Here is a 17,535-nt window from a genome sequence, read left to right as displayed (position 1 = left end):
AGTCGGAAGGGTCACTGCGCCCAGGCTTTCCAGTCGGCCTCGTGCGCGGCGATCCAGGCGGCGGCGACCTCTTCCGGCGTCTTGCCGTTGAGATCGATCTCGCCGCTCATCTTGTTGAGTTCGTCGGTGTCGATCGTGTAGGCCTTGGCCACCTTGTAAGCGACCGGCCATTTGTCCTTCATGCCGGACCAGGAGTATTTCCAGATCTCGCCATGCGGCTTGCCGCAATCATATTTGGCGTCGGGGTTGGTTCCCCATTTCGGGTCATTGTAGCATTCGGGCGTGTATTCGGGGAATTGCACCCACTCGCCCTTGTACTTTGCCGGCGCCCAGTGCGGCGAATAGATCCACAGCATGATCGGCGCCTTGCGCTGATAGGCGGAATCGAGTTCCGCGAACATCGCCGCGTCGGTGCCGGCGTGGATCACGGTGAAGGGCAGCTTCAGTGCCGCGACGCGCTCGTCGTCAAAGCCTTCCCAGGTCACCGGGCCGCCGAGATAGCGTCCCTTCGGCGCCGTCTCCGCCGTCGAGAATGAAGCGGCGCAAGTGGCGTCGAGCAAGGCATGCCAGTCCGGCAAGGTCGGGCATTTCTCCTTCATATATTCGGGAAACCACCACTCTTCCTTGGCCTTCGGGCCGAGCTTGCCGAGCCGCTCCGTCTGGCCGGTGGCGTCGGAGGCTTTCATGGCTTCGCCGGCGGTGGTGTCCCAGAACTCCAGCCCGACATCGAGGTCGCCATTGGTCAGGCCCGTAGTCAGGCTGGAGAGGTAGTCGGCGGTCGGGTATTCGACGGTGTAGCCGAGCTTTTCCAGGATGCCGCCGAGGATCTTGGCGTTGAGATTGACGCTGGTCCAGTCGAACAGCGCGATCTTGATCGGGTCGTTGGATTCCGGTGCGGCGGCGTGGGCGGAAGGCGTCAGCAGGCTTAGCGTCGCGAGCGCGACGGCGCCCATCGATAGTTTCGAAAATTGACTCCGAAATGACATGCTTGTTCTCCTTCAAGCTGTGGCGGTTATTGTTCGTTCCCTTCTTGCGTCTTTTTCTCATTTTGTTGGAAAGACTGGTCGTTGCGCAAGGCCGTTGCCGCCACGTCGCGGCTAAAGCCGGCGCAGGCGAAATGATGCTGAATTTCGGTGATGATGGAGTATGCTGGTAGGGTCAGCGTCATGGCTGCCGTTGCATCGCTGCGGCAGCGATCATCCGCGGATCAATTGCCAGTCTTGCGGCGCCCTGCAAGATGCGAGCCATCAAGGTCCCATGATCTCGGCTGTCGGCATGGCAAGCCCCTTCTCGCCAAGCCGTTTCATAGGATGAAATTATATATACCAACGTTCATCTCGCGCAACGACTAACGCTTCGCGGATGCACAAATTCAGACTGCAGGCAAAGTTCCGCGCGATGCGGTCCTACCAGCAGACGTAGCCGCCATCGACGATCAGGTCGAGGCCGGTGACGAAGCTCGATGCGCGGCTGGCCAGGAACACCGTTGGCCCGACCATTTCCTCCGGCGCGGCCATGCGCCCCATCGGCGTGTCGCGCTTGAAGATCTTGATCTCCTCCGCCACTTCGGGCCGCTTGTTCATCGGCGTCAGCGTGTAGCCGGGACTGACGACATTGACGCGCAGCCCGCGATCAGCCCACTCCATGGCAAGGCTCTTCGACATGTGGATGACGGCGGCTTTCGAGGAGTTGTAGTGCGCCTGCGTCAATCCGCGATTGACGATGGTGCCGGACATCGAGGCGATGTTGATGATCGAGCCTTTGCGACGCGCCAGCATCTTGCGCGCTTCGGCCTGGCAGGACAGAAACACGCCGGCGACGTTGACCTCGTGCACCTTCTGCCATGTCTCGAGCGACAAGGTCTCGGCCGGTTCCGAACCGGCGATGCCGGCATTGTTAACGGCGACGGTCAACGCACCGAGTTCGGCCTCGACGCGGTCGATTGCCGCCGCCAGATCGCTCTGCGAGGTGACTGTTCCGGTCAGCACCAAAGCCTTGCGGCCAAGCGCCGTGATTTGGTGCGCGGTTTCTTCCAGCCCGCCTTTCGATGCATGACCGAAACAGGCGACGTCGGCTCCTGCCTCGGCCAATCCGATTGCGATCGCCTGGCCAATACCGCTGCCGGCACCAGTGACCAGTGCGACATCGCCGTCCAGCTTGAAAAGATCCATCGATAGCCCTCCCTGAAGCAGGGAGGGTATGCGCTACGCTATGGTTCGATCAAGCGCTCAGCGCGCGAGCCGACCAAGGGAGCGGCGATGCTCAGAAGTAACCGCTCGAGGCGGCCGTGAATTCCTTCGGGATCTCGACGCCGTCGACCAGGATCTTGTCGACCAGTTCGTGATGGAAGCAGACCAGGCCCTTGATGCGCTCGGCCTCGTGCACTGGCTCGGGATAGTACCAGACGAGGTTCTCGTGCCGCTTCTTGGGCGTCGTCACGTGATAGTAGCTGGAGATGCCCTTGTAGGGACAGCGCGAAATATAGCGGCTGGGCGCAAACATATCGAGCCGCGTGTCCGCGATCGGCAGATAGTGGCGCACGGGATGGCCGGTCTCGAACAGGAACACGCCACGGTGTGAATCGGCGACCTGCTCGCCGTCGAGGATGACCTGCACCCGACGCGAAGAGGGCAGGCAGTCGACCCGGCGGAACGGGTCGCGGGCGTGAACGAAAATCTCTTCGTCCTCCTCATACCAGTGCGTCATCTTGGGCCAATAGAAGGACATGTAGTCCGACAGGTCAGGCGATCCCTTGACTGGATCGACATAGCGCCATGCGGCATCCTCGACCAGCGTGATGCCGGTGTTCAGCGAATAGTGCGTGGCGACGCCCTTGAACGGGCTTTCGGTCGTCGTCGTGCTGGGCAGCAGGAATTCCTCGCGCACATCGCTGATCGGGAAGTAATAGACCGGCAGATGGTCGCTCTCGTAGAGCACCAGCGCCCTGGTCGTGTCGGCGACGATCATCGATCCCACCTGCACGCGCAGCCGCTTCTGCATCGGCATGGTGAAGGCGACATAGCCCGGCTCGAACTCGTATTGCACGATGGTGTCGAGCAGGGGGAAATGCGGTCCGCGACCGCGCAAATGGGGCTTGCGAATGGTAGTCTCCCGTTTCTTTTGTTTTGTCATCGAGCGTTGGCGCACAGCGAGATAAACCTGGATTGAACCATGGTGCCGGAGAGGGTTTCCGGGCGGCGGGTTCCCCTTGCATCGAGCGGCTCGAACGATGGCCCCCCATCGCCCTTCGCAGCCCTGCCAGCGGATAGCCCCACCGCCCGAAAAGCGGAATTGTCCAATCCAGCCTCTATCCCAGCGACACGCGATCGAGCAGCAGACCGGCGGCGATCGGCGGCAGGCCGCTGACATTCTTGCGCACCGGCACCAGCAGGTCCGGGAAGTAGCTGAAGATGACCGGCGTCTCGTCGAGCAGCAGCTTCTGGATGTCGGAGGCGGCCGCACGCTGCGCGCCGATATCGAGTGCCTTGAGATAGGAGGTGACCATGCCGTCATAGGCAGGGTTCTTAAAATGTGCCGCGTTCCACGGGCCGTCGCTGACCAGCGGGCTTTTCAGGAAGACGTTCGGCACGCTGCGGTGGGCGTAGTCGGTGATCCCCAACGGGCTGTCCAGCCAATCCGACTGGCCGAACACCGCCTTGCCATAATATTTGTCCTGGTCCTCGATGTTGAGCGAAATGCGGGCACCGATTTCCTTGGCGAAATTCTGGAACAGCTGCGCGTAGCCTGGAATGTCGGAATAGCGCAGCGTCGTCAGCGTCATGTCGAAGCCGCCGGCGAGGCCGGCCGCCTCGAGCAGTTGCTTGGCCTTGGGGATATCCTGGACGCGCTGCGGCACCGACTTGTCGGTGGCAGGAAAGGCTGGTGCGAACGGGCTGTCATTGCCCGTCGCCGCCATGCCGCGACACAGGCCGTCGACCAGCTTGGAGCGGTCGATGCTGAGCGCAAGCGCCTGGCGCACGCGCTTGTCGGTGAACGGACCGGTGTCGCAGCGCATGTGCAGCTGGCGGTGCGCGGTCGAGGCGACGCGCAGCACGGTGATGTCGGGGCTGTTCAGCACCACCTGGCTGACATCGAGCGGCACGGCATCGAGGACGTCGACCTCGCCGGCCTGCAGCGCCAGGATGCGCGGCTGCACGTCGCCATAGAATTTGAACTCGAGCCGGTCGGGCAGCGCCTTTTCGCCCCAATAATCGGGATTGCGCACGAAGGTTGCGCCGACCTTCGGCGTGTAGCTCTCCAGCCGGAATGGTCCGGTGCCCTCGAAGGTCTTTTCGTAGTCGCCCTTGTAGCTCGCCGGCAGGATGACAGCGTTGTAGTTGTCGATCGACACAGAATAGGGAAAGCTGCCGTTCGGCGTATCGAGATGGAAGGCGACGGTGTGGTCGTCGACCTTCTGCGTGCCGCCCTTCGACAGCAGGCCCTTGAACACCGAAAGCGCATTCGAGGCTCCGTTCGGGTCGGCGAGGCGATCGAAGGTCGCCACCACGTCGTCAGCCTTGAAGTCCTCGCCATTGTGGAATTTCACGCCCTTGCGCAGCTTGAAGGTCCAGACACTGCCGTCCGCGTTGGGCGACCAGCTTTCCGCCAGCACCGGCTTCAAGGTGAGATCCGGCTGCGTGATGCAGAGGAATTCGGCGGTCTGGAAAACCAGCTGGTAGCTGCCGCTGTCATAGTAGGTGACGGGATCGATGGCGCCGCCCGGCGTCGCCACGCCCGCGCGCACCGTGCCGCCCGGCTTGCCTTCGGCGCGGGCCTTTTGCGTGCCGAGGCCGGCGGCCGCGGCAAGGCTGCCCAGGAACGGCAGGGAAAGGCCGAGCACGCTGCCATGGCGTAGGAAATCGCGGCGGTCGAGCCTGCCGGCCAGCAATTCGTCGACAGCGGAATTTTCGATTGCCGTCAGGTTTTTGCGAGCGGCGTCGATCGTCATGAAAGACCTTGGCATGGCTGCATTCCTCGCTTGCCCTTGGGGGATCGGCCATTTAGGTCATTGTTGACCGCGACCTGAAAGCGATATTTTTTGATAGGGGCCATCGAAATTTTCGATGCAGGGTGCAAGCCATGGATACCGAGAACCTGCGCAGTTTCCTGGAGGTTGCCGAACATGGTAGCTTCACCGTCGCGGCCAGCCGGCTCAACCTTGCGCAGTCGACAGTCAGCGCGCGGATCAGGGGGCTGGAGGAGCAATTGGGCCGCCGGCTTTTCGTACGCGACCGCGACGGCGTCACGCTGACGCCGGCCGGCCGGCAGTTCCTGCCGCACGCCTCCTCCATCACCCGCACCTGGGAGCAATCCAGGCAAGACATCGCCGTTCCCGATGGCTATGAGAGCCTGCTGCGGCTGACCGCTCCCGCCTATCTGTGGGAGCGCATCACCTCGCCATGGGTCGAGTGGATGCGCGCCAGGCGGCCGAACGTGGCGCTGCGGCTCGAGGGCAGTTTTCCGGATCTGGCGATCGACCAGCTGGCGGAAGGCCTGCTCGACATCTGCATCCTCTATCTGCCGCGCCCGCATCCCGGCATCGTCTATGAGACGCTGGCCGTCGATCAGGTGGTGCTCGTCCAGCACGCGGCGCAGACAAGGCCGTGGACCGAAAACTACATACTGATGGACTGGGGGCTCGAATTCCGCATCGAGCACGACCGCGCCTTTGCCGGCATGGTCAAGCCGGCCATTTCAGCAGGCCTGGTTTTCATCGGCCTGCAGCATGTGCTGTCACGGCAAGCGGCTGCCTATCTGCCGCTCAGCGCCGTCAGCGGCCATATCGAGCGCGGCGAGATGCGGCGCATCGACAACGCGCCGGTGTTCCAGCGGCCGATCTATCTCGCCTATCCCTCGAACCCCGTCTCGTCCGACGTGCTCGATGTCGCGCTGACTGGCTTGCGCTCGCTGGCCAGGGACTGGAGCAGCGAACAGGGTTTTTCGGAAGGCGACCGCTCCTTAGAGCAGGTCACCGTTTCACGGAAACGGTGAACTGCTCTAAGTCGTTGTTTTGACGCAATTCCGGACGGAAGACCGTTCACACTTTTCCTGGAATTGCTCTAGGCATGGCCGGCCTGAGGTAGCCGGCCGGCGATGCTCTGCTATGCCGGCTCGGTCACGGCCGCCTTCTGCAGCCTGGCCAGTTCCGGGTAGGGGATGTGGCAGCGGATCGAATGGCCGGGCTGCGCCTCGGCCAGCGGCGGCTCCTGCTGCTCGCAGATCGGGCCGATCTTGCGCGGGCAGCGTGTGTTGAATACGCAGCCCGGCGGTGGGTTGGTGGCGCTGGGGATCTCGCCGTCGAGCCGAATGCGTGCCGTCTCGGTCTGGTCGAGCTTGGGCACCGCCGAAAGCAGCGCTTCGGTATAGGGATGATGCGGCCCGGAGAAGACTTCCTCCGATGGCCCGATCTCCATGATGCGGCCGAGATAAAGCACGGCGATCTTGTCGGAGAGGTACCGCACCACGCCAAGATCGTGCGAGATGAAGATGTAGCTGACGTCTTCCTTGGATTGCAGGTCGGCGAGCAGGTTGAGGATCGCCGCCTGGACCGAGACGTCGAGCGCCGAGGTCGGCTCGTCGCAGACGACGATGCGCGGATCGCCGGCGAAGGCGCGTGCAATGGCGACGCGCTGCTTCAGGCCGCCCGAGAGCTGGCGCGGCTTGACGGCCAGATGCCGGTCGGTCAGGCGCACCGAGCGGACGAGATCGTCGAGGCGCGCTTCCTGCGCCTTGCCGGAAAGGCCGGCCAGCCGCTTCAAGGCGCGGCCGAGGATGTGGCGGATCGAATGTGAGCGGTTGAGCGCGGAGTCCGGATTCTGGAAGACGATCTGCATCGCCTTGACCTGGTCGTCGCGGCGGTTCTCCAGCTTCGGCGCCAGCGCCTTGCCTTCGAGCTCGATGGTGCCGCCGTCATCGGGCGGCACAAGGCCGAGCAGCAGCCTGGCGAAGGTGGTCTTGCCGCTGCCGGATTCGCCGACCAGCCCCAGCGTCTCGCCAGGCCTGAGATCAAGCGAGACATCCTTGACGGCGCGCAGGGGCTGGCCATGGCTGGCATAGGTCTTGTTCAGCCCGGCGACACGCAGCACCGGTGCGGTTGCCGGCTTGGGCGCCGTCGCCACATCGCTCGGCGTGGCGCGCGGCAGGGCTTGCGCCTTGTCGTGATGGAAGCAGCGCGACAGACGCTTGCCGCGCTCGTCGCTCAAATCATAGAGCGGCGGCAATTCGGTGCGGCAGCGCTCGTCGGCGAGCGCACAGCGGTCGGCAAAGGCACAACCCTTGATGTCGGCGCCAATGCCGGGCAGGAAGCCGGGAATGGTGTCGAGTCGGCCTTGGTCCTTGCGCTGGCCGCCGCGTGGCAGGCAGCGCAGGAGAGCCACGGTATAGGGATGGCGCGGGTCGTTGAAGACGACTTCCGTCGGCCCTTCCTCGACCAGCATGCCGGCATAGAGCACGCCGACCCGGTCGCACATGTTGGAGACGACAGCGAGGTTGTGGCTGATGAACAGGATTGAGGCCGAGAGTTCCTGTCTGAGCTGTGCGATGAGGTCGAGCACCTCGGCTTCCACCGTCGCATCGAGGCCGGTGGTCGGCTCGTCGAGGATCAGCATCGACGGATCGTTGGCCAGCGCCATGGCGATTGCCACGCGCTGCTGCATGCCGCCGGAGAGCTGGTGCGGATAGCGCTGCATGACGCTTGGCGGATCGGAGATGCGGACGCGGTTGAGCATGGCAATCGCCCGATCGCTGGCCGCCTGGCCCGTTATGCCTCCAAGCTCGAAGATTTCGGTCAATTGCCGGCCGATACGGATCGACGGGTTCAGCGCCTTGCCGGGATCCTGATAGACCATCGATACGCTTTCGGCGCGGGCGCGCCGCAAGGCCTCGCCGTCCAGCTTCATCACGTCCTGGCCGTCGAGTGAGATCGCGCCACCGGTGATCGACCCGTTCCTTGGCAAATAGCGCACGACGGTGAGCGCCACGGTAGATTTGCCGCAGCCGGATTCGCCGACCAGACCATAGGCCTCGCCTTGCCTGATGTTGAGGCTGAGATTGCGCAGCACGGCGCGGTTGCGCCCGGCCACCCGATAGGCGACCGACAGATCGCTGAGTTCGAGGGCGTTTTCGGCCTTTGTGGGCTTAGTCGGGGCGGAATTAGTCATTGAGCGCTCCATGGACGCCATCGGCCGCCAGGTTGACGCCGATCACCAGCGAGGCGATGGCGAGCGCGTCGAACAGCACCGTCCACCAGAAGCCGCCGCCGATCATGCCGTAATTCGAGGAGATCGACAGCCCCCAGTCGGGCGAGGGCGGCTGGATGCCGAAACCCATGAAGGACAGCGTGGCGACCGCGAAGATGGCATAGCCAAGCCGCACGGTGGTCTCGACCAGGATCGGCGGGATGACGTTGGGCAGGATCTCGACGAACATCGTATGGAAGGCGCTCTCGTGCCTGAGCTGCGCGGCGGCGACATAATCGAGTTCGCGCTCGGCCAGCACCGCCGAGCGCACGGTGCGGGCGATGATCGGCGCAAAGCTCAAGCCAATGACGACGATGACTGTGGTCTTGGAGGTGCCGAGCGCGACGATGGCGAGCAGTGCCACGATGACCACGGGGATGGCCATGAAGGCTTCGAGGATGCGGCTGACGACATCGTCGACGATGCCGCGGAAATAGCCGGTGAGCAGGCCGAGGGCCGTGCCGGCGACCGTCGCCAACAAGGTCGCCAGCGGGGCGACGGTGAGGATGTCGCGCGAGCCGACGATGACGCGCGAGAAGACGTCGCGGCCGATCTGGTCGGTGCCGAACCAGTGCTCGGACGAAGGCGGCGCCAGCGCGTTGATGATGTCGTCGGCGAGCGGGTCATAGGGTGCGAAGTGCTCGCCGAACAGCGCACAGGCGACCCAGAACAGCACGATGAAGAGACCGACAAGGAAGGTCCGCGAGCGCATGAGCGAGAAGAAGACTTCCGCGAGCGGACTGCGCCGGCGCGTGTCGTCTTGCGGGGGAGAGGTTGTCTGGACGGCGCTCATTGGTCTGACCCCAGGCGGATGCGCGGATTGAGCACGGAATAGAGGAAGTCGGCGATCAATGTCGCCACGGCATAGACGATGCCGATAGTGAGGATGCCGGATTCCAGCATCGGAAAGTCCTTGCCGCGCGCGGCGGTGAAGATCAGCGAACCGATGCCCTGGTAGCGGAACAACGTCTCGATCACCACCAGGCCGCCGATGAGATAGCCGGTCTGGGTGGCGATGACGGTGATGGTCGGCAGCAGCGCATTGCGCAGCACGTGGCGCCAGATCACGGTGCGCCAGGGCAGGCCCTTGAGCACGGCGGTTCGCGTATAGTCGGAATCGAGCGCCTCGATCATGCCGGAGCGCGCCATGCGCGCGATATAGCCGAACAGCACCAGGAACAGCGGCAGCGACGGCAGGATCAGATAATAGAGCTGGGTGAAGAAGCCGGCATCCTTGGGCCATGCCGCCGAGATCGGCAGCCAGCGCAGCCACACGCCGAAGATCAGGATCAGGATGATGCCGGTGACGAATTCCGGCAGCACCGTCACCGACAGGCCGCCAAGGCTGATGATGCGGTCGAGCGGGCGGTTGAGGTTGAGCGCCGCTATCACCCCGCCGAGAATGCCGATCGGCACCACCAGCACGAAGGCGACGGCGGCCAGCTTCATCGAATTGCCAAGTGAGTCGATGACGAACGGCGCCACCGGCGAGCGGAAGATGTAGGATGTGCCCATGTCGCCGCGGATGAAATTCCAGATCCAGGTGGCATACTGGGTGAGCAAGGGGCGATCGACGCCCAGCGTATGATTGAGCGCGTCGACCGCGCGCTGGTCGGCGAACGGCCCCAGGATCGCGCGCCCGACATTGCCGGGCAGCACCTGGCCGCCCAGGAACACCATGATGCTGAGCAGGAACAGCGTCACGAGCGACAGGGAAACACGCCGGGCAAAGAAGGAGAGAATGGCTAAGCCTCCTTGTGATGGGGCCGCGGTCCGGCCAGGCCGGGCACGTCGGCTAAATGCACTGTGGCAGGCGGATCGAACGCTGTCACCGGGGGAACGGCTCCGTCAAATCGCGATACCTGAACAAGCGTCGAATTGCAGGTCGGCGATTGGGCAAGGCGCGACGTTCCCCGATCAGGCGTCAGCACATTCGGATTGCCATGCTTTTCCAGACTGTTCGGCTGTCCGGGCGAGGAGGGGTCGAACCATGCACCGGTGGGCAGCTGGACGACGCCCGGGATCAGGCCGTCCGTCAGCACCGCGCCCGCCAGGCACGCTCCGCGATCGTTGAAGACGCGCACGACCGCTCCGTCCAGGATGCCGCGCGCGGCGGCATCCGCAGGGTTGATCCACAGCGGCGCCCGGCCCGACACCTTGCCCGCCCGGCTGACAGAGCCGTGATCGTACTGGCTGTGCAGCTTGTCGCCGGGCTGCGGCGACAGAAGATGCAGCGGGAACCGGCTGGCAAGTTCGCTGCCCAGCCATTCCTGCGGCTCAAGCCAGACGGCGTGGCCGGGACAGTCGTCATAGCCGAAGGAATCGACCGTCGGCGAGAACAGTTCTATGCGGCCCGACGGTGTCGCCAGCCGATGCCGCTCCGGATCGGCCCGGAAGGCGCCGAGCAAAGTCTGCGACGTCACCTGCCGGGCGAGGTCGGCGTGGCCGTCATGCCAGAAACGGTCGAAGGTCGGCATCTCGACGCCGGCCGCGTCCGCGCTGTTCCTGGCCTGCTCGTAAAGCAACCGGATCCATTCGCCGGCTCCACGCCCTTCGGTGAAGGCTTCGCCTGTGCCGAGCCGGGCCGACAGCTCCGCAAAGATCCGATAATCGTCGCGGGCCTCCCCAACCGGATCGATCGCTTGCTTCATGGCGACGACGAGGTTTTCCCGATTCGAAAAGGCGAGGTCGTTTCGCTCCAGCGGTGTGGTGACCGGCAGGACGATGTCGGCATGGCGTGCGGACGCCGTCCAGAAGGGCTCGTTGACGATTATCGTTTCAGGCCGCCGCCAAGCCTCGATCAGCCGGTTCAGGTCCTGGTGGTGGTGGAACGGATTGCCACCGGCCCAGTAGACCAGCCTGATATCGGGGTAGACCAGCGCGGCGCCATTGAAGTCGAACGAGCTGCCCGGATTGAGCAGCATGTCGGCCATCCGCGCGACCGGGATGAAGTCCGGTACCTGGTTCTTGCCTTGCGGCACGGACGGCCAGCGGAAACCCATCTCCGGCCTTCCAGCGCCGTTGGTCGATGAATAGCCGAAGCCAAGGCCGCCGCCCGGCAATCCGATCTGGCCGAGCAGCGCGGCCAGCGTGATCGCCGCCCAGTATGGCTGCTCACCATGGTCGGCGCGCTGCAGCGACCAACTGACCATCACCATCGTGCGCTTGGCGGTCATTTCCCTGGCCAGTGCGACGATCCTGTCCTCAACCACGCCGCTCAGGGCGGCAGCCCATGCCGGGCTCTTCGGCTGGCCGTCGGTTTCTCCCAGGACGTAAGCCCGCACGGCCTCGAAGCCAGTGCAGTAGCGCGCCAGGAAGGCCTCGTCATGACGACTCTCGCTGAGGAGGACATGGCACAGGGCCAGCATCAAGGCGGTGTCGCTGTTCGGCCGCAGCGGCAGCCATTCGGTCTCGACGCCGCGCGGCGCGTCATCGCGCACGGGCGAGACGTTGATCAGCCGGGCGCCGTTGCCGACGGCCTTTTGCAGGGCCGCCGCCGCCTCGTGCCGGGCCGCGCCGCCGCCCTGTATCTGCGCGTTGCGCCAGGGCAGGCCGCCAAAGGCGATGATCAGTTCGCTGTGCCGTTCGATCCCGTCCCAGGTGGAATGATTGCCTGTCAGGCCGTCGGTTCCGCCAAGCACATGCGGCAGGATGATCTCGGCCGCGCCGTAGGAATAGCTGAGCACCGAACTCGTATAGCCGCCAATCGTGTTGAGGAAGCGGTGGACCTGGCTCTGCGCATGGTGGAACCGCCCCGCGCTCGCCCAGCCATAGGATCCCGCATAGATCGCGCTGTTGCCATGCGCGACGCGGACACGGTCCAATTCGGCCGCGACGATGTCCAGTGCCGTCTCCCAGGGAACTTCGACGAAAGCCTCGCCGCCACGCCCGCCCTTGCCGCTGGACCTCTCTCCCTCAAGCCAGCCGCGCCTGATGGCGGGACGGGACACGCGCAGGTCGCCCTGCACCGTGCCGAGCATGGACTTGCCGATCGGCGATGGATCGGGGTCGCCGCTCCATGGCTCCACGCCGACGAGCCTGCCGTTCTCGGCACGGACTTCGTAGGTCCCCCAATGCATGGTGGTGAGCAGGGTCTCGGACTCCATGGGCAATGATCGATCGTCCCGCAACGCGAGGTTCCGCGTCAGGCCGGCGCGCAGCGCCTTGCCTCGGCCTGACAGCGAAAGCACCAGCCCCGGAGGGGGCTGGTAGTTGCGGGATGGGCTTGTCTGCCTCCGCTTAGGCCTTCGATGCCTTTTCGAGGAACAGCTGCGACATGGCGGTCGGCTGCACGCCGGCCACACCTTTGGCCGTCGCCGTCAGGTAGTCGTAGAAATAGCCGAAGATGACCGGCGTTTCCTCGAGCAGCAGTTTCTGGATCTTGCCGGCGTCGGCCTTCTGCGCCTCAAGGTCGAGCGCGGCGATGTAGCTGGTCGCCAGCGTGTCGTAGTCCTTGTTCTTGAAGTGCGCTGCATTCCAGGTGCCGTCGCTCTTCAGCGGTGCCGCAAGGAAGACGTTCGGCACGCCACGGTGACCATAGTCGGTGATGCCCATTACCGAATCCAGCCAGTTCGATTTGCCGAACACGGCGTCGCCGTAATACGCGCCCTGGTCGAGGATGTTGAGCTCGAGCTCGATACCGATCTCCTTGACCCAGTTCTGGATGAGCTGGGCGTATTCGGGGATTTCCAGATAACGCTCGGTGGTCAGCGTCACCTTGAAGCCCTTGCCGGCGCCGGCTGCTTCCATCAGCTGCTTGGCCTGCGCGATGTCCTGCTTGCGCTGCGGCACACTCGTATCGGTCGACGGATAGGCAGGCGCGAACGGGCTGTCATTGCCCGGCGAAGCCCGGCCTTTCATCAGGCCGGCGACCAGCTTGTCGCGATCGAGGCTGAGCGCGATGGCTCGGCGCACGCGCGGGTCCTTGAACGGATCGGAATCGCAGCGCAGATGCAGTTGCTGGTGGGCGACAGACTTCAGGCTGATGATGTCGATGCTCGGATCGCTGAGCAGTGCGACGCCGGCCAGAACCGGCATCTGGTTGATGATGTCGACCTGTCCGCCCTGCAGCGCCAGGATCATCGGCTGCGTGTCGGCGAAGAAAGTGAACTCGGTGCGGTCGGGCAGCGCCTTCTCGCCCCAATAGTCGTCGTTGCGGACGAAGGAGGCGCCGACCTTGGCGGTGTATTTTTCGATCTTGAACGGCCCGGTGCCGTCGAAGCTCTTCTCGTAGTCGCCCTTGTAGCTCGCCGGGATGATGACGGCGTTGTAATTGTCCGACGACACCATGTAGGGGAAGTTGCCGTTCGGCGCGTCGAGATGGAATTCCACCGTATAGTCGTCGACCTTCTTGGTGGCGCCCTTCTGCAGGATGCCGGTGAACACCGACAGCGCATTGGACGAGTTCGCCGGGTCGGCAAGGCGGTCGATGCTGGCCACGACATCGTCGGCCTTCATCTCGCCGCCTGAGTGGAATTTCACACCCTTGCGCAGCTTGAAGGTCCACACCGTGCCGTTGTCGTTCGGCTTCCAGCTCTCGGCCAGTGCCGGCTTGAGCACGAGGTCTGGGCCGTCGATGCAGAGGAATTCGGCAACCTGCTGCAGCACGACGAGGCCGCCGGCATCGGCAATGGTAACCGGGTCGATGGCTGCCGCTGGCACGCTGCTGGCGACGCGGATGGTGGCGCCGGCTGCGCCCGCGGCGCGCGCCAGCGACGGCATGCCGCCAAACCCGGCAGCCGTGGTGATGCCGCCCAGAAGCGGCAGCGACAGGCCGAGCAGGCTGCCGTGGCGAATGAAGTCGCGGCGGCTGACACGGCCGTCGACGAGACCGTCGATGAGATGGTTTTCGAGCGGCGAGCGATTGCGCCGGATCAGGTCGAGAATGCGATAGTTCTTGCTCATGGGTTTAACCCTTTCCCCTGTTTCTTGTGGCTGAAGATGCACTTCCGGTTGACGTAATTCCGAGGAGTTCTCCTGTCCCGGCCATCAACGAAGTCGGTCGACCGGGACTGTAGCATGCTGTCTTTTCTGGTCCATCCGATCCTTGCGGCGCAGGGGGTCAGATTATCTTGAGGCAATGCTTCCACCCGTCAGGTCCTGCCGTGGCGATCCAAATCGCTGCGGCGGACCGTTGTTGTTGGCTGGTCTCCTTTCCTTCTCGGTCCTAGTTCAGCGGCAGGCGGCGATATGTGCCGGGCTTTGCCGGGTCGTGATATTTGTTGCACGGGCCGTTCTCGACGAAATCGCGATGGCAGGCCGCGAGGTTTTTCCGTGACAGCGTGACGCCGAGACCGGGACCTTCCGGTACACGCACGACATTGTTCCTCGGCGAAAACGGACCTTCCTCGGTGATATCCATGGGCTGCATGCGAAACAGCGACTGGTTCGGCTCCCGGATCCAGCCGAGTGCTGCGCACAGATGCAGATAGGCCGCGCTGCCGATGCCGCTGTCGCCGCTGTAGCACCAGAAATCGATGCCGGCGTGTTCGCAGGCGCCGACGAAGCGCAGCATGCGGCCAATGCCGCCATGCGCCGTCGGGTTGCCGACAAAGGCGTCCGGAACCTTGAGGTCCATGGCGCGCGCAATGTCGATGTTGTGGGTCGAAAACGGGATCGAGCAATGCTGCCGCAACTGCCGCATCTCCTCGATGGTCGCCACCGGATCCTCCCAGTTGCGCACGCCAAGGTCTTCGAACGGCCGCGCCAGCCGCCGCGCCGTCGCCAGCGAATAGGCCTGGTTGGAATCGATGCGGATGATCGCCTCGTCGCCGAGTTTTTCGCGGATCAGCTCGACCATTCTCAGCGAGACTTTCGGGTCCTCGGTCGAGAATTTGCCTTCGAAGAAGGTCGTGCCATGCGTCTCGTGCAGTCCGACGCAATAGTCGGCGACTTCTTCCGGCGTCGTCTCGCCTTTCACCTTCGGGCCGTCGCCGCGCAGCGAGAAATAGTCGGTGAACGGGATGTCCTTGCGCACCGCGCCGCCAAGCAACTGATAGAGCGGCTGCTTCCACGCCTTGCCGCGCAGGTCCCACAGCGCCATCTCGATCGCGCCGAAGGCCATGATGCGGGCGCGGTCGTTGATCGACTGCACGCCGGTCCAGTAGGGCAGGCAGACATGCTCGGCACCGGCGATGTCGAAAGCATCGCGACCAACCACGCGCTCGGCCAACACATCGCTGATGATCGCGGCCGCCGCCGGCGTCGGCGCCTCGCCGAGGCCGATCAGCCCATCCTCCGTCTCGACCTCGACAATGGTCTGCGAAAACCCGTCGAGCTCGCCGAACACCCAGCCATAGGGTGCTTCGAGGCGCAGATTGATCGGCGTGGCCTTGATGCTGCGGATTTTCATCTCAGCCGCCGATTTCAAAGAACGGCTTGCCGAGCAGGCTCGGGTCGACGTCGATGCCGAGACCGGGTCCGTCTGGAATGCCCATATGGCTGCCGGTGACCGGCGGGGCGTTGAAGGCCGTGCGCACCGTCACCCATTCATGGAAGGCAATGGCATGCAACCGCCGCTCTTGTGGCGTGGACAGCGACAGATGCGCCATCGCCGCCGTGTCGATCTCGGCGCCGCCAGTGTCCTCGACCGTGATCATGAAGCCGAGGTCGACGGCGACGTCGCGGATCTGGCGCGTTTTCGTCACGCCGCCCAGCCGCGAGATCTTCAGCGTCAACCCGTCGGCCGCGCCCAGGCGATGGATTTCCAGCATCGCCTCGAGCGAGATGACGGATTCGTCGAGCACCATCGGTTTGTCGAGCATGCGGCGCACCGACATGTTCTCCTCGATCGTCGTGCAGGGCTGCTCGAACGTGTAGTCGATGCCACGCGTGGCATCGGCGAACTGCCGTGCCTGATAGGGTGTCCAGCCGGCATTGGCGTCGCAGAAAATCACCGTACCCTTCGGCACGGCCGAGGCGACTGTCGTTACCCGCTCGATGTCGTCATGCACATTGCCGCCGACCTTGACCTGCAGACGGCGACAGCCCTCTGCGATGATCCTTTTTGCCAGTGCCGCCATCTGATCGAGCGTGCCGTGGGTGACGACCCGGTAGGTCTCCGCCATATCGCTTTCGCGGCCGCCGAGCATGGTCACCAGCGGCACGTCGGCGGCGCGCGCGGCGAGATCCCAGCACGCCATGTCGAGTGCCGATTTGATGTAGGGGTGGCCCTTGAACACCGTGTCCATCAGCCGGCCGATGCTGGCCAGCCCACGTGGATCGTGGCCGATGAGATGCGGCGCGATTTCCGGTACGCCCGCGCGGGCGCCGGCCGGGAAGGCGGCCGAGTAGAAATTGCCGAGCGGCGCCATCTCGCCCCAGCCGGTCAGGCCGCTGTCGGCGGTGATGGCGACGATGACCGCGTCGAAGGCGTCGGCCTCGCGCCCCTTGGACATCCGGTAGGGCCCGTCCACGAAGGGCTGCACCACATGGTAGGCTTTGATGGATTTGATCTGCACTCTGTCTGTCCGCTGGCTACAATGTCTGGGGAATTGATCAGGCGCCCCTCGATGGGCGCTGTTCGAGGCCGCGTGCGTAAGAAAGCAGCTGTTCGAAATCGAGGTGGATATGCTCGCGGGCATGGCTCTGGGCAGCACGCATGTCGGTGCCCTTCATCAGCCGCACGTAAGTCTCATGGACGTCTTCAGCCGGCACCGGCTCATTGCGCGCATGCTGGTGCAGCGCGAAATACATCTGCAGCCGACTGGTCAGCCGCTGCCAGGTTTCCAGCAGCACGGAATTGTCGGCCCATTCGTAGATCAGCCCATGCAGTTGCAGCGCCGTTTCGATCTGCCTTGTGGTGTCGAGGTTGCGTGTCGCCTGCTTCACCGCTTCGTGGCGGCGGTCAAGTTCATCGAAGAAACGCTGGTCGCGCTGTGACCATGTCCGCTCGATGGCGAACTCGTCCAGCACCTGGTTGAGCGAATAGGCATCGTCAATGTCCTTGGCCGTGACATCGATGACGAAGGTGCCGGCATAGGGAATGCTGGTCAGGAGACCTTCCTGCACCAGCTCGCGCATCGCCTCGCGCAAGGGCGCGCGGCTGACCCGCATCTGCTCGGAAATCCGGAGCTCGTTCAGCTTTTGGCCGGGTTCCAGCTGACCGGTCAGGATCGCGCGCCGCAGCAGCGCTACGATTTCGGCGCGGCGCGTCGTGTCGGCAATCGGGCTGAAATCCGTCTTCACCATCCGGCCCACTCCAGCGAGAACAGAAGGCAAGACAATCAGATTGTCGACAATCTAACAAGATAGCATTTTCGGATTTTTCACCCGGCAACCCTGTCGATGAGTTGGGCGG

At 64.0% G+C, this 17,535-nt stretch carries 14 protein-coding genes; 1 reads left to right on the top strand and 13 read right to left on the bottom strand.

Annotated features, from left to right (window positions below):
- Positions 1 to 11: 11 nt before the first annotated feature.
- The 5 genes from JN279_RS29625 to JN279_RS29605 form a co-directional block, all read right to left on the bottom strand.
- Positions 12 to 986, bottom strand: a complete 975-nt coding sequence (locus tag JN279_RS29625) for an ABC transporter substrate-binding protein (protein ID WP_202350936.1) — start codon at positions 984 to 986, stop codon at positions 12 to 14.
- Between the two features lie 26 nt (positions 987 to 1,012).
- Positions 1,013 to 1,168: a hypothetical protein gene (locus JN279_RS29620; RefSeq protein WP_202350935.1), complete on the bottom strand. Its 156-nt coding sequence runs from the start codon at positions 1,166 to 1,168 to the stop codon at positions 1,013 to 1,015.
- Positions 1,169 to 1,406: 238 nt separating this feature from the next.
- On the bottom strand, positions 1,407 to 2,171 hold the full coding sequence (locus tag JN279_RS29615) for an SDR family oxidoreductase (protein ID WP_202350934.1): 765 nt from the start codon (positions 2,169 to 2,171) through the stop codon (positions 1,407 to 1,409).
- Between the two features lie 91 nt (positions 2,172 to 2,262).
- The gene (locus tag JN279_RS29610; RefSeq protein WP_202350933.1) at positions 2,263 to 3,132 is read right to left on the bottom strand and encodes a DUF427 domain-containing protein; all 870 of its coding nucleotides are present in this window, start codon (positions 3,130 to 3,132) and stop codon (positions 2,263 to 2,265) included.
- 175 nt (positions 3,133 to 3,307) lie between these two features.
- The gene (locus JN279_RS29605) at positions 3,308 to 4,963 is read right to left on the bottom strand and encodes an ABC transporter substrate-binding protein (protein ID WP_096455756.1); all 1,656 of its coding nucleotides are present in this window, start codon (positions 4,961 to 4,963) and stop codon (positions 3,308 to 3,310) included.
- Positions 4,964 to 5,079: 116 nt separating this feature from the next.
- On the opposite strand from JN279_RS29605, the gene JN279_RS29600 reads away from it, so the two are divergent.
- Complete coding sequence (locus JN279_RS29600; RefSeq protein ID WP_096455758.1) at positions 5,080 to 5,991, top strand: LysR family transcriptional regulator; 912 nt, start codon at positions 5,080 to 5,082, stop codon at positions 5,989 to 5,991.
- 110 nt (positions 5,992 to 6,101) lie between these two features.
- Here JN279_RS29600 and JN279_RS29595 read toward each other — a convergent pair whose 3' ends face one another.
- From JN279_RS29595 to JN279_RS29560, 8 genes are all read right to left on the bottom strand, one after another.
- Positions 6,102 to 8,159, bottom strand: coding sequence for an ABC transporter ATP-binding protein (locus JN279_RS29595; RefSeq protein WP_096455760.1), 2,058 nt, complete (start codon positions 8,157 to 8,159; stop codon positions 6,102 to 6,104).
- Positions 8,152 to 9,030, bottom strand: coding sequence for an ABC transporter permease (locus tag JN279_RS29590; RefSeq protein ID WP_096455762.1), 879 nt, complete (start codon positions 9,028 to 9,030; stop codon positions 8,152 to 8,154). The genes JN279_RS29595 and JN279_RS29590 overlap by 8 nt, the downstream gene beginning before the upstream one ends.
- Positions 9,027 to 9,980, bottom strand: a complete 954-nt coding sequence (locus JN279_RS29585; RefSeq protein ID WP_096455764.1) for an ABC transporter permease — start codon at positions 9,978 to 9,980, stop codon at positions 9,027 to 9,029. The genes JN279_RS29590 and JN279_RS29585 overlap by 4 nt, the downstream gene beginning before the upstream one ends.
- 2 nt (positions 9,981 to 9,982) lie before the next feature.
- Positions 9,983 to 12,343 carry a molybdopterin guanine dinucleotide-containing S/N-oxide reductase gene (locus JN279_RS29580; RefSeq protein ID WP_096455766.1) on the bottom strand — a complete coding sequence of 787 codons (2,361 nt, stop codon included), beginning with the start codon at positions 12,341 to 12,343 and terminating at the stop codon, positions 9,983 to 9,985.
- Positions 12,344 to 12,476: 133 nt separating this feature from the next.
- Positions 12,477 to 14,141, bottom strand: coding sequence for an ABC transporter substrate-binding protein (locus JN279_RS29575; RefSeq protein WP_096455768.1), 1,665 nt, complete (start codon positions 14,139 to 14,141; stop codon positions 12,477 to 12,479).
- A gap of 262 nt (positions 14,142 to 14,403) precedes the next feature.
- Positions 14,404 to 15,588 carry a mandelate racemase/muconate lactonizing enzyme family protein gene (locus tag JN279_RS29570; RefSeq protein WP_096455770.1) on the bottom strand — a complete coding sequence of 395 codons (1,185 nt, stop codon included), beginning with the start codon at positions 15,586 to 15,588 and terminating at the stop codon, positions 14,404 to 14,406.
- 1 nt (position 15,589) lies between these two features.
- The gene (locus JN279_RS29565) at positions 15,590 to 16,696 is read right to left on the bottom strand and encodes a mandelate racemase/muconate lactonizing enzyme family protein (protein ID WP_202350932.1); all 1,107 of its coding nucleotides are present in this window, start codon (positions 16,694 to 16,696) and stop codon (positions 15,590 to 15,592) included.
- 37 nt (positions 16,697 to 16,733) lie between these two features.
- On the bottom strand, positions 16,734 to 17,426 hold the full coding sequence (locus tag JN279_RS29560) for a GntR family transcriptional regulator (protein ID WP_096455774.1): 693 nt from the start codon (positions 17,424 to 17,426) through the stop codon (positions 16,734 to 16,736).
- Positions 17,427 to 17,535 lie beyond the last annotated feature (109 nt).

Source organism: Mesorhizobium sp. 113-1-2 (assembly GCF_016756475.1).
In the GTDB taxonomy this organism is placed as follows: Bacteria; Pseudomonadota; Alphaproteobacteria; order Rhizobiales; family Rhizobiaceae; genus Mesorhizobium; species Mesorhizobium loti_C.
Note: the sequence above shows the minus strand (reverse complement) of the source record. Positions and strands in the feature narration are given on the sequence as shown.

Bases quoted from the DNA above. Each gene is read 5' to 3' on its own strand.
- JN279_RS29605 (WP_096455756.1), bottom strand. From the start codon at position 4,963: ATGCCAAGGTCTTTCATGACGATCGACGCCGCTCGCAAAAACCTGACG.
- JN279_RS29600 (WP_096455758.1), top strand. From the start codon at position 5,080: ATGGATACCGAGAACCTGCGCAGTTTCCTGGAGGTTGCCGAACATGGT.
- JN279_RS29620 (WP_202350935.1), bottom strand. From the start codon at position 1,168: ATGACGCTGACCCTACCAGCATACTCCATCATCACCGAAATTCAGCAT.
- JN279_RS29575 (WP_096455768.1), bottom strand. From the start codon at position 14,141: ATGAGCAAGAACTATCGCATTCTCGACCTGATCCGGCGCAATCGCTCG.
- JN279_RS29610 (WP_202350933.1), bottom strand. From the start codon at position 3,132: ATGACAAAACAAAAGAAACGGGAGACTACCATTCGCAAGCCCCATTTG.
- JN279_RS29615 (WP_202350934.1), bottom strand. From the start codon at position 2,171: ATGGATCTTTTCAAGCTGGACGGCGATGTCGCACTGGTCACTGGTGCC.
- JN279_RS29560 (WP_096455774.1), bottom strand. From the start codon at position 17,426: ATGGTGAAGACGGATTTCAGCCCGATTGCCGACACGACGCGCCGCGCC.
- JN279_RS29570 (WP_096455770.1), bottom strand. From the start codon at position 15,588: ATGAAAATCCGCAGCATCAAGGCCACGCCGATCAATCTGCGCCTCGAA.
- JN279_RS29590 (WP_096455762.1), bottom strand. From the start codon at position 9,030: ATGAGCGCCGTCCAGACAACCTCTCCCCCGCAAGACGACACGCGCCGG.
- JN279_RS29580 (WP_096455766.1), bottom strand. From the start codon at position 12,343: ATGGAGTCCGAGACCCTGCTCACCACCATGCATTGGGGGACCTACGAA.
- JN279_RS29595 (WP_096455760.1), bottom strand. From the start codon at position 8,159: ATGACTAATTCCGCCCCGACTAAGCCCACAAAGGCCGAAAACGCCCTC.
- JN279_RS29625 (WP_202350936.1), bottom strand. From the start codon at position 986: ATGTCATTTCGGAGTCAATTTTCGAAACTATCGATGGGCGCCGTCGCG.